The sequence below is a fragment of the Salinimicrobium sediminilitoris genome, from assembly GCF_020866905.1.
Classification (GTDB): domain Bacteria; phylum Bacteroidota; class Bacteroidia; order Flavobacteriales; family Flavobacteriaceae; genus Salinimicrobium; species Salinimicrobium sediminilitoris.
Genome location: NZ_JAIVCC010000002.1, coordinates 33,167 through 45,202 on the forward strand (window position 1 = coordinate 33,167; position 12,036 = coordinate 45,202).

Below are 12,036 nucleotides of genomic sequence, written 5' to 3' on the forward strand. Positions count from 1 at the left end.
CGAAAGATTATCAGTTGCTCCAGCCTGTTGCCAAATTATTCCTAATAAAATGGTTGCTCCCGGGGAAATTTTTATCTTTTTCGAAGAGAATTCTCCAGAAAAATTCCAGGCAAAAAAGCCATTTTCGGAAGGTGTTGTTTAACAGGCTTTTACCTTCAGGGATTTCAGAATAAGGATTAAAAGAAATATATTAGATCAGGTAGACAGTCAATCTTTGGAAACAAAAAAAAATCAAAAGGAAAAAAAGAAAAGAGGTTCAGGCTTAAAATTATTTTTTAAGATCCTGCTCGGGATTTTTATCTTCATTTTTCTTTTATTACTCTTCATTCGCAGCCCATGGGGACAGGGAATTATTGTAGACAAACTTGTAAACTACATTACTAACAAAACTAATACAGTGGTAGAGGTCGACCGACTTTTTATCACTTTTGGCGGAGATTTAAGTTTGGAAGGTCTTTATATGGAAGATGAAGAAGGGGACACATTAATATATAGCAGGGAACTTCAAGCCGATATTTCATTAATGCCACTTATAAAAGGTAAAGGTTTTTATCTCAATAGCCTGGACTGGAACGGAGGAATAGCAAATATTGATCGAACAGATACCATTCAGGGTTTTAACTTTGATTTCCTGACGGAAGCCTTTGCAACGGCCGACACTACTGCTACCACAACACCTGTAGATACTACTGCTTCTGCGATGGAAGTTAGGTTGGGGGATATCAACATTGAAAATTTCAGGCTTACCTATGATGACAAGTACCTGGGAATTGACACCAAAGTCGCCCTGGGACGTTTGCTGCTTGAGATGCAGAAATTCGAGTTGGACAGCATGCGTTTTGAAGCCGGAGATGTTATCCTGAAAAATACCCGCTTCAAATATGCCCAAACCAAACCTGCTCCCGATTCTCCGCAGGAAGACACGATCCCATTACCTTTTTTGTCTGCCGAAAACCTGAAGCTAAATAACGTTGCCGGATCCTACACCTCTGTTCCCGACGGTATTGTAGCCGATGTGGATATAAATGACCTGTACCTCGAATTACCCGCAGTAGATCTGGAAAATACACTTGTCGTTATCGATCAACTTGATTTGAACGATTCAAGAATATATCTACAAACAAAAACCACAGCTATTGCTGAAGCAGAACAACAAACTGCTTCAGATTCTACAGCGACCGAAGGTTTCGAATGGCCGGAATGGGAGGTAAAAGCTCAGGATTTAAGTATTCAGAATATAGATTTCAGGTACTGGGTTGATGACAGCAGGCCAACTCCCGGCACGTTCAATCCTGAAGCTGTTGGACTTAAAGACCTGGATCTAAAAATCCCGGAGCTTATTTTGGCAAATCAATCTCTTGAAGCCAAAGTAGAAGCTCTTAATTTCAGGGAAGCTTCAGGATTGGACTTGAGTAGAACAAATTTTGTCGCCAGCATCAACGAAGATAGAATGCTGTTGCAGGATCTACTTCTCAAGTTAAATGGCAATATGGTGGAAGGAAGTTTGGTGATTGATTATCAATCTCTCAATTCTTTTATTGAAAATCCTGAAAATGCGACCGTGGATCTTAACCTTCCACGATTTGATGTGGATCTACAGGATTTGTACAGGTTCCAGCCAGATCTTCAGCAGAACGAATACATTGCCGAACTTGCCAAAAAAGACCTTTCCGGAAGTCTTTTTGCCAGTGGAGAATTATCGAAAATATCTATTGAGAGTGCGAATATAAACTGGGGCAATACTGCGCTTTCATCCACGGGTGGTACTATTTATAATGCCACAGATCCAGATAATTTAAGATTTGATCTTCCACAACTTAAATTTAACTCTTCCCGGGCCGATCTTAGTGGCTTTTTAGAACCTCTGGACCTTGGAATCCAACTTCCTGAAAAAATAAGTTTATCGGGAAATTTCAGTGGAACACCAGAAGATATATCTGTTGATGCGATCCTCAATTCTTCCGCAGGAAAAATCGATGTGGATGGACGATTTGTCACCGCTCCGGAAATTGCTTTCAACGCAGATCTTAAGGTTACTGAGTTAGAACTGGGACAACTCCTTCAGAATAAAGCCCTGGGGTCTATTAGTATGCAAATGGAAGCTTCGGGTTCAGGAGCCAATTTAAATGAACTGGATGCCATGGCCGATGGAAATATTTCCAGCTTCACCTATAATGATTACCAGTTTGAGGATATTGAACTTTATGCCGAACTAGAGGACGGCGATGGTTTTGCCAATGTAGATTATAAGGATGAAAATCTTAACATGGAGCTCCAAAGCTTTGTGGAACTGGATTCTGTCGCCCCAAAAGTGGCTTTAAACCTCAATCTTATTGGAGCCGATTTACAAGCGCTTGGTTTAACTAACAGACAAATCAATACGGGACTTGATCTTAGAGCAACTTTTGAAGGTAACGCTGAAAGTTTTGACATGGTGGGAAGCATTAATGAAGGGGTTTTTGTATATGATGATGAAACTTATCTCTTGGGGTCTGTCGACCTTCTTACACATGTGAGACCCGATACTACTTCCATTGATGTTGACAACCGTATGCTCGATCTTCGGCTAAGTTCTAATGCCGGGCCCATGGATTTTATAAATGCTCTTGACAGGCATTATCAAAGCTATTACAGCGTAGAAAATCAGCTGGATACGGTTCAAAATCCTGTCAATATTGAATTACGAGCAGAAGTTAGTCCATCCCCAATTCTGGAAGATGTTTTTCTTCCGCAGTTAGAAGAAATGGACACATTAAAAGTAAGAGTGGATTTTGAAGAGAAAACCAGAGAGCTCGCGGCTCAGGTAAGTCTGCCTTATGTAAATTACTTTGGGAGTGAAATAGACAGTCTGCAGTTCAATATGGCTTCAGACAGAGAGAAACTTGCTTTTGATTTTGGTTTAAAACGTCTAAATACAGGACCACTGGCTATTAAAGAGACCATTTTGGAAGGGGAACTGGTAAATGAAGAGCTATTACTGGATTTCACTTCCAATTATGAAGGCGAACGCCTTATGCATTTTAGTTCCCTGGTATCCAAAGTAGATGATGTGCTTAGAATTCACATTGATCCCGAAGAACTCATCCTGAATGCTGCGCCCTGGGAAATAGACCCCGACAATGCTATTTTAATTGGGGAAAATGAGTGGAATTTTAACCAATTTGAACTTACACGTAACAACCAGTTGCTTCGGGCCTCAAATCAAATTGATGGAATAGCAGGAGAACACATAGGAATAGAGTTCGATAATTTTAGGCTTGCATCGATATTTTCTTATTTCAATCCCGAAAAAGTTCTGGCCTCAGGAAGCATGAATGGAAGTTTTGTCATTGAAGAGCCTTTTGGAACCACCGGACTTGTTGCCGATCTTAAGATCAATGAATTTGGAGTCCTGGATGTGCCGCTGGGAGAACTTTCCCTTGATGCAAATAGTACCGGTGGGGATACCTATAACATAGATCTTGCTCTTAGAGGAAATGCAGATCTTGACCTTACAGGTTCTTATATAGCTTCGGAGAAAACAGCAAACCTCGATCTCCAGCTGGACCTTAACGAAATTAAAATGGAGGTTATTGAAAACTTTGCAGATGACGCTATCACAGCGGCAGACGGTAGCTTCTCGGGAGCAATATCGGTTAGCGGCACCACTATGGAACCTCAATATGAAGGGAAAATCCATTTTAATAATGCAGCTTTTACCGTTGCTGCTTTAGGTGCTCCCTTTGTATTTCCAGACGAAGACCTACGAATAAACAACGAGGGGATTTATATGGAGAGTTTCATGATCCGGGATTTGAACAACAATGAATTTATTCTTGATGGGGCTGTCCTGACGGAGACTTACCTCAATCCTGAATTTGATCTTAGCTTTAATGCTGAAAATTTCACAGTCGTTAATTCTGAAGAAGGCGCTAACGAACTCTTTTACGGCAAAGCGGTAGTTGATGTCACAGGTTCCCTTACCGGCGATCTTGAATTGCCTATTGTTGAAATGGATCTTACAGTAGGGGAAGAGACCAACCTCACCTATATAATTCCTGAAGCCAATGTGGAACTTGAAGAGCGGGAGGGAGTAGTTGTTTTTGTGAACAGGGAGAATCCAAACCAGATCCTTACCCAAACGAAAGAGGAGGAAGATGCGGTTTCATTTTCGGGCTTTAAGATGAATTCCTATATCTCGGTAGAAGAAAATGCAACTTTTACAGTCATTATTAGCGAAGAAACAGGAGATAACTTCCGCGGGACAGGGGAAGGTGAACTTCTTTTCGATATTTACCCCAATGGAAGGACTACCATGTCGGGTAGGCTGGAACTGCAGGATGGTCATTATGAAATGAGCCTTTATAACCTGGTCACCAGGAAATTTAATATCATGGAAGGCAGTAGTATTGTATGGGCGGGAGATCCCCTGGATGCAGATCTTAATATTACGGCATCCTATAGTGTTGAAACTTCCGCTTCGGCTTTAATGGCACCTCAGCTTACATCTGTTGATATGGATGTTCGGCAAAGGTATAGACAGGAGCTGGAATTCCTTGTATACCTCAAAATAGGAGGGGAGATCAATGCTCCTACAATATCTTTCGGCCTGGATATGCCCGAGGATGAACAGGGGTCTCTTAGCGGACAGGTCTATGGCAGGGTTCAGCAGTTGAATCAACAGGAAAATGAACTTAATAAGCAGGTATTTTCTCTCCTTGTCCTCAACAGGTTCTTCCCCGATTCGGGAAGTGATGGAGCAAGTGGCGGTACTCTGTCCTTTGCACGGGATAATTTAAATTCAGCCATTTCAGATCAATTAAATGTATTTTCAGACAGATTATTAGGTGAAACCGGTGTGGATCTAAATTTTGGGCTCGACTCGTATACAGATTATCAGGGAGCTGCTCCCGAAGAGAGGACACAGCTGGATATTACCGCTCAAAAAAAGCTATTTGACGACCGTCTTATTGTGAGTGTGGGAAGTGAGGTAGACTTACAGGGTAGCAGCCAGGTTGAGGAAAGCACTCCTGTGATTGGAAATGTTAGCCTGGAATATCTCCTTACAGAAGATGGGAGATTAAGACTGGAAGCCTTCCGAAGAAGGAGTTATGAGAATGTCATAGATGGTCAATTGATCATAAGTGGCCTTTCCCTGATTTTTACACAGGACTTCAATAAATTTAGGGAGCTTTGGAGCCAGATTTTGAGTGAAGAGAAAAGAAAACAGCAGGCAAACCAGAATGAACCTGAAAAAACTGAACAATAGCATGTCAAAAAAGGCATTTTTAGGACTTACTTTATTTTTAGCTATTTTTTTGCTGCAGGCTTGCAGCGTCAAAAAATTTATCCCCGAAGATGAATTATTATATACTGGAGCAGATATTGAACTCGATTCTCAGGATGAGATAGCAAACAAAAAAGATCTTAAAAATCAGCTACAAACCTTACTTACTCCTTCACCAAATGCAAAATTCCTGGGCACGCGGTGGGGATTGTACTTCCACTATAAAGCACAGAAGGAGAAACCGGGGTTTATAAATAAATTTCTGAATAGAAAATTCGGGGAAGAACCGGTTTATCTTTCAGATGTTGATCCCTATCATACAGAAGAACTACTTAAAAACCGGTTAGAGAACAGGGGGTATTTTTACAGCACGGTTGATTTCACTCTGGAAGAAAAGAGAAAGCAGAAGTTAGCTTCTATTTCATATCACGCTACACTTCCGGAGGAACCTTATGTGCTCGAAAAATACAGAATGGATAATGATTCCCTCAGGATCTATAGGGAGATCAAGGAAACCCTTTCAGAATCTCTTATTGATGAAGGAGAACCTTTTAATCTTTCTGTTCTAAAGTTGGAAAGGGAGCGAATAGATATTGCTCTAAAAGAACGTGGTTATTACAACTTCAGTAATAACTTCCTCATCTTCGAATCTGATACCAATCAATATGACCGCAAGAAGTTCGATCTTTTTTTACGCCTTAAGAAGCAGGTGCCGGAGGAAGCGATTAAACCCTACAAAGTGAAACGGGTTAATATTTATCCTAACTATGCAATTGGCACCGATTCTATTGACCGGGACACAGTACGATATAACGGCAGGAACTACATCCAGAATGAAGTCTTCTTTAAACCCGAAAAATTAGATCCTTATATATTGATTAAAGAAGGGGAGCTCTACAGCCCGACTGAATCGGGAAGGACAAGTAGACGCCTCACTTCCCTGGGAACTTATAAATTCGTGAACATAAGGTATGACGTTTTAGATTCAATTTCTACCGATAGTATAGGTTACCTGGAAGCGAATATCTTCCTGTCACCACTCAATAAAAGATCAATACGTGCAGAATTACAGGCCGTTACCAAATCCAACAATTTCGCAGGACCACACCTGGCATTGACCTACACCAACCGGAATCTCTTCCACGGGGGGGAAATTCTTAAACTCACGGGGAAAGTTGGCTACGAACAACAACTTTCTGCCGATTCGGATGTTGGAAATACCAGTATCATCCTGGGATTAAATTCAGATTTTATTATTCCCAGAATGCTTTTTCCAATAATTGAGATAAATAGCAACTGGTTCGAATATTCCATTCCAAAGACAAAAATAAGTGCGGGATTTGAATATCTTAATCGAACTGGCCTCTTTAACCTGTTTTCGGTTTCAGGGAGTTTCGGCTACATTTGGAAAGCCAACAGGTACATTACTCACGAATTGAATCCTTTTTCGGTTGACTACGTGCAGCTAAATGAATCGGACAGATTTGGAGAAATTCTTAAAGAAAACCCTTTCCTCGCAAGTAGTTTTGATCAACAATTTATAGCGGGTCTTACTTATTCATTTATTTATAATGGAATGGTAGATGCCAGTGATACTCACCAGTTTTTCCTAAATGCCAACCTGGATCTAACAGGGAATATTCTGGATGCATTGAGCGGCGGAGAGACTCCCAAGACCTTCCTGGGCCTCAGGTTCGCACAGTACGCAAAAGCCGATGCCGATTTTCGTTATCATTTTAAACTAAGCCCTGAGCAAACCATTGCCACCCGATTATTTGCCGGACTCGGAGTTCCTTACGGGAATTCTGATGTTATGCCTTTCAGCCGTCAATATTTTGCCGGAGGACCTTACAGCATCAGGGCCTTTCAAATTAGATCACTTGGTCCCGGAACTTACAAACCACAGGGAGATCTTTCCTATTATGATCAAATGGGAAATATAAGATTGGAGGCCAATGTGGAATATCGCTTCCCCATCTTCCAAATCTTAAAAGGAGCTGTATTTGCAGATGCAGGAAATGTCTGGAATACCGAAAGAAATAATCTTCCTCCCGGGGATGAATTGACAGAGCAACAGGAAGAGCTTATTGAAAAAGGTACTTTTAGTTCAAACTTTTTAAATGAGGTTGCAGTAGGGGCAGGAGTAGGACTAAGGGTTGATATTCAAAGCTTCGTCATAAGATTTGATCTTGCGGCACCCTTGCGCATTCCGTGGCTTGAAGAAGGGGACCGTTGGGATCCAAGACTTACAGAGCCGGTATTTAACTTCGCAATTGGATACCCGTTCTAATGCTGCTCCTTTGGACCAAAACAAAGATCTCCAGCATCTCCAAGGCCGGGAACAATATAACCTCTCTCGTCTAATTCCTCATCAATGGTAGCTACCCAAAGGTGTGAATTTTCAGGAAAATTTTCCTCCAGGTATGCTATTCCTTCTTTTGCAGCTATGACCGCGACAAGGTGAATTTCTTTTGGATTCCCCATCTTTTTTAAAGCTTCCAAAACATTCACAAATGAGCGGCCGGTAGCCAGCATAGGGTCAGCCAAAATGAGAGTTTTTCCTTCAAGGGAAGGCGAGGCCAGATATTCTACAAGAATTTCAAACTCCTCATCATTATTGGGGTGATGACGGTAAGCAGAAATAAAGGAGTTTTCTGCAGCATCAAAATAATTAAGTAAACCGGTATGAAGAGGTAGTCCCGCTCGTAGTATTGAGCAAATCACCAGCTCCTCTGTAGGAAGGGATACGTTAGCGGTACCTAACGGAGTCCTTACTTCCTTATTTTCAAAATGAAAATTCTTGCTTAGCTCATACCCCAAAATCTCTCCCAATCTCTCAATATTTCTTCGGAATCGGAGTCTATCGGTTTGAATATCAACATTCCGTAGTTGAGAAATAAAGGTGTTGGCAATAGAATTCTTTTCGAGTAGGTGGTGAACGTGCATAAAATTAAATTGTATTTGAAGGAAGATCAAAGTTAAAAATTTTTAATCCAAAACCTCTACTTTCTCAGGTTTCAAAAGTGGCATTTTTAGAAGAGATTTATATGATTAAATTATCCGGGATACCAAAGAAGGATTTATTCTTAAAGAAATTTGCCTCTTCTTTAAAAACTTTAGTAAATAGCCAAGGTTTTCGGCCGTATAGGTGAAAAAGAAATTTTGTATATTTAGTTGTTTAAAATATTGCTTCACAATTAGTTGCGTTTAAAATAGACTTAATAATGAGCGAGAAAGAGAAATTTTTGAGAGATGTAAATAAAGCTTACATCAATGGGGATGAAGAATTCTTCATGGAGCATATTACAGATGACATATGCTGGGAAATTGTGGGGGAGAAGGATATTTCGGGCAAAGCTGAATTCAAGGAGGTCTTAGACCAAATGAAAGAAATGCCATCTGTTGATATTGAGATTGAAAATATCTTTTTTAATGCCACCCACGGAATTGTCGAAGGTGTGGTGGTGAGTAGAAACCGCCTGGGCCAAAAAAAACAATTCGGCTTTTGTGATATCTATAAATTTGCAGAGGGTCCCAAATTGAAAATTTCGGCAATCACCTCATATGTCATTGACGTTAGCCGATACATTCAGTACAGAGAAAAGCGATAAAAAAAGCCACCTTTTTAGGTGGCTTTTCTATTATTTTTGAGACTTCTCATCTCTCGTCTTTTCTGAAGGATCTTTATACTTTTCAGCTTTATCGCCTTTATAAACAGTATTTGTTTGTGACTCTATATTATCATTGGAATTAGCAGATTCTTTAGGCCGCCTTTCCTTCTCCACGTCCTGGGGTTTGTTGGTAGTAGGATTAAATTTTCGATCTGCCTCTCCCGGAATATCAAGATCGGCACCAGCGTAATCAATAGGTTCATCTCTATCCTTGAAATAGTCTCCTTTCTTTTGATCCTGACTTTGATTATTCAATACATTCTTATCCTCAGAAGTAATATCCGAATTGTATTTCGTATCCTTGTCGCGGTTCATGTCTTCTGTCTTATTTTTTGGTTGTTCTTCTTTCTTTGTCATGGTTTTGTTTTTAATTAAATTACAGATAATCTTATATTTACCCGAGCTTTAGCGGTTAAAATGCAGTTAAATTTTTAGCTGGTTTCCAGGGAAATTTTTCTTCAGAAAAAAAGTGGTTGAATTTTTGATATCTAAATGATGAAGAATATTCTGGTAATGAAAAATATATTTTTACTTATTTTCTGCTTTGCTTCTTACGTTGCGCAGGCTCAGATTGATAATCCCACAGCTCCTGTTAGAGCTCCGGGGGAACTTATGGCGCCAAAAACTGGAAGTGAATCTTCATCTTTTAAGAAATCTTCAGGCAATCACAGCTTAAGCTCCAAAAAAGGCATTTTTAGTGCCGAAAGTGAATCCATAAAACTGGGTGAGAAAGAAGAAAAATCCTTCAGCATGAGAACAGATCAAAACGGGCTCATGACCTTTAAAGGAAAGGATTTCACTCCTAAAGCATTTACAAAAGACAAAGAGATTCGGGAAGAATTCCGCAAGGACCAGTATTTAGGAGATTTCATCACCACCGGAGTTTATGTAGAATTATATTGCCGCGATCACGAATACATTGATGGTGACAAAGTAAAGATCATTGTAAACGGTGTCGTTATCAACAGGAATATGTCCCTGGGCGCTTCTTTTACGCCCATTATGGTTAATCTCGACAGCGGACTAAATAACATTGAATTTGAAGCCCTTAACCAGGGAACATCGGGACCAAATACTGCTGAGCTCAGGGTCTATGATGACCAGGGCAGGGAAGTAGTTAGAAAGGAATGGAACCTACTCACCGGTTCCCGCGCCAGCCTTGTTGTGGTAAAGCAGTAATTCATTAAAGATTTCCCTGGAACAGGTTGTAGATATTAAAACCAAACAAAATTAGGATGGTAATTAATGCAAGAACTGTGGGCAAGGGAATATTATTTACATTGAACCGAATATAGAACGGAGGTTTTTCATCTTTCTCGTTTCGCTTCTTGTGTCGCAAATTAAGCAGTGCAATATTTACCATTGCAAATACAATAAAAATGAAAATATTACTAAGACTGGCAACGATCTTAAGATTTCCTATTAACCCAAATCCTATAGCAACAAGAGAAATGGCGATGATCGCGTAATTCGGCGCATTTCCAATCCCCGATATTGTGGTGAACTTTTTAAGCCAGGATTTATCACTGTCCCTTGCTACATCGTAAAGCAGCCTGGAAGTTCCAAGGATATTACTCAGGATGGTCTTGCTGGTAGCAAACAGGGCTATGATCACCAGGGAGGTCGCGGCCCAGGCACCAAGTTTGGCTTCAATAACTGCGGCCAGAGGTCCATTAGAATTTGATAGTTGTTTCCAATCTAATACACTTACCGAGCTAATTGCGATCAATACATAAACAAGTAGTACAATAAGACCACTCATGATCACAGCTTTAGGCATATTGACCTTTGGATTTTTGGTCTCTTCGGCCATTTTTACAAGGTCCTCAAAACCTATATAACTAAAAAAGATTAAAGCACCTCCTGCAAAAAGGCTCATCCATCCTCCATCATTGGTTTCAAGAAGGGGAGTGGTTCCAAATTCAGGAATACTAACTACTACAACTGCTGCCAGTCCTATTAAGGTGACTATTGTGGCAAATGCATTAAAATATGAACTGTACTTTGCACCAATGATATTAAAAGCTCCCATAAGAAGTATAATTCCTATGACTAGGATCCAGTTGGGGACATTAACAAGTCTGCTTAAATAATCTGCAAAACTTATGGCAATTGCTGCAGCAGCCACAATTCCCGTAAAAACAATAAAAATTGACATTGAAAAAGCAGTTTTCTTCCCAAGGCCCTGTTTCATATATTCAAAACTTCCTCCAGAGTCCGGGTAACGACTTACAAATTCTGCGTAAGAAAGTCCTGTAAGCAAAGCAACAGTCGCGGCTATCACAAAACTAAGCCAGAGCATATTTCCACTTAGTCCGGCGGCCTTTCCAATTATTGCGTAGATACCGGCACCAACTATCCCGCCTACACCAAACATTAATACATCCCAAAATCCTAAAGTTCGCTTGAGCTTGTTTTTTCCCATTCCAAAAATTAATAATTAACAGTAAATAAATTAGGGTCTCCACTCAATATAAATTTTCAAAAGAAAGAAAACAGAGGTTTAACAGGACCTAAAGAAAAACATAACACTACTTAAGAAGCATACAAAAAAAGACTCCATGGTTTATGGAGTCTTTAAGAATGTTTAATAGATTGGATTAATGAAAATCTTCTTTAGATTTTATTTCAGAAATAGTTTGCTCCATTTCTAAAATATGCCTGCGTAGTACTTCTTCAATTTTAGCAGGGTATTTTTCCTTATTTAATTTCTTCTCATACTCTTCCAGACTGTTTTTTTCACCACGGACACATTCCTTCAAAAGGACTTTATCTGTATCCTTTCCAAGAGAAGTTTTTAAATTGATCCAGGTCCTTTTAAGGTTACCTACTGTGGAACCTGAATCTTTTGGATGTTCATTCAAGGAATGCAGTTCTTTATCAATTTCTGTAGCGAAATGATTTCTTCTCACCGCCTGTTTTTTAAAAAATTCTTTTAAAGATTTACTTTCTGCACGTTCCCGGGCAGTTCGGTAATCTTTTTCTGCGTCATAATTTTTTTCCAGCAATTCCTGCAGATCGTGTGTAACTTTTTTATGACTTTCTTCCCGGGCAGATTCTCTTGTAGTTTTCATGAGATCCAGTTTTTAGAAACACTTA

The 12,036-nt window shown here is 39.9% G+C and carries 8 protein-coding genes; 4 read left to right on the forward strand and 4 right to left on the reverse strand.

The genetic code is table 11. From position 1 onward, the window contains the following. Nucleotides 1-214 precede the first annotated feature (214 nt). Together LA313_RS01955 and tamL are read left to right on the forward strand one after the other, a co-directional pair. Nucleotides 215-5,248, forward strand: a complete 5,034-nt coding sequence (locus LA313_RS01955) for a translocation/assembly module TamB domain-containing protein (RefSeq protein WP_228912932.1) — start codon at nucleotides 215-217, stop codon at nucleotides 5,246-5,248. After that, the gene (gene tamL / locus LA313_RS01960) at nucleotides 5,223-7,556 is read left to right on the forward strand and encodes a translocation and assembly module lipoprotein TamL (protein ID WP_228912933.1); all 2,334 of its coding nucleotides are present in this window, start codon (nucleotides 5,223-5,225) and stop codon (nucleotides 7,554-7,556) included. The genes LA313_RS01955 and tamL overlap by 26 nt, the downstream gene beginning before the upstream one ends. Here the strand turns inward: tamL and upp are convergent. Then, the gene (gene upp, locus LA313_RS01965; protein ID WP_228912934.1) at nucleotides 7,553-8,212 is read right to left on the reverse strand and encodes a uracil phosphoribosyltransferase; all 660 of its coding nucleotides are present in this window, start codon (nucleotides 8,210-8,212) and stop codon (nucleotides 7,553-7,555) included. The two genes, tamL and upp, sit on opposite strands and share 4 nt — an antisense overlap. 278 nt (nucleotides 8,213-8,490) lie before the next feature. Here upp and LA313_RS01970 point away from each other — a divergent pair, with 278 nt between their 5' ends. Beyond that, complete coding sequence (locus LA313_RS01970; RefSeq protein WP_228912935.1) at nucleotides 8,491-8,877, forward strand: nuclear transport factor 2 family protein; 387 nt, start codon at nucleotides 8,491-8,493, stop codon at nucleotides 8,875-8,877. A 30-nt stretch (nucleotides 8,878-8,907) separates the two neighbouring features. Here LA313_RS01970 and LA313_RS01975 read toward each other — a convergent pair whose 3' ends face one another. Beyond that, the gene (locus LA313_RS01975; RefSeq protein ID WP_228912936.1) at nucleotides 8,908-9,294 is read right to left on the reverse strand and encodes a hypothetical protein; all 387 of its coding nucleotides are present in this window, start codon (nucleotides 9,292-9,294) and stop codon (nucleotides 8,908-8,910) included. A gap of 156 nt (nucleotides 9,295-9,450) precedes the next feature. Here LA313_RS01975 and LA313_RS01980 point away from each other — a divergent pair, with 156 nt between their 5' ends. Further along, nucleotides 9,451-10,116, forward strand: a complete 666-nt coding sequence (locus LA313_RS01980; protein ID WP_228912937.1) for a hypothetical protein — start codon at nucleotides 9,451-9,453, stop codon at nucleotides 10,114-10,116. 4 nt (nucleotides 10,117-10,120) lie between these two features. Here LA313_RS01980 and LA313_RS01985 read toward each other — a convergent pair whose 3' ends face one another. Both LA313_RS01985 and LA313_RS01990 read right to left on the reverse strand, forming a co-directional pair. Then, nucleotides 10,121-11,362, reverse strand: a complete 1,242-nt coding sequence (locus LA313_RS01985; RefSeq protein ID WP_228912938.1) for an APC family permease — start codon at nucleotides 11,360-11,362, stop codon at nucleotides 10,121-10,123. Between the two features lie 175 nt (nucleotides 11,363-11,537). After that, complete coding sequence (locus LA313_RS01990) at nucleotides 11,538-12,011, reverse strand: ferritin-like domain-containing protein (protein ID WP_228912939.1); 474 nt, start codon at nucleotides 12,009-12,011, stop codon at nucleotides 11,538-11,540. Nucleotides 12,012-12,036 lie beyond the last annotated feature (25 nt).

Bases quoted from the DNA above. Each gene is read 5' to 3' on its own strand.
- tamL (WP_228912933.1), top strand. From the start codon at position 5,223: ATGAACCTGAAAAAACTGAACAATAGCATGTCAAAAAAGGCATTTTTA.
- LA313_RS01980 (WP_228912937.1), top strand. From the start codon at position 9,451: ATGAAAAATATATTTTTACTTATTTTCTGCTTTGCTTCTTACGTTGCG.
- LA313_RS01990 (WP_228912939.1), bottom strand. From the start codon at position 12,011: ATGAAAACTACAAGAGAATCTGCCCGGGAAGAAAGTCATAAAAAAGTT.
- LA313_RS01985 (WP_228912938.1), bottom strand. From the start codon at position 11,362: ATGGGAAAAAACAAGCTCAAGCGAACTTTAGGATTTTGGGATGTATTA.
- upp (WP_228912934.1), bottom strand. From the start codon at position 8,212: ATGCACGTTCACCACCTACTCGAAAAGAATTCTATTGCCAACACCTTT.
- LA313_RS01975 (WP_228912936.1), bottom strand. From the start codon at position 9,294: ATGACAAAGAAAGAAGAACAACCAAAAAATAAGACAGAAGACATGAAC.
- LA313_RS01970 (WP_228912935.1), top strand. From the start codon at position 8,491: ATGAGCGAGAAAGAGAAATTTTTGAGAGATGTAAATAAAGCTTACATC.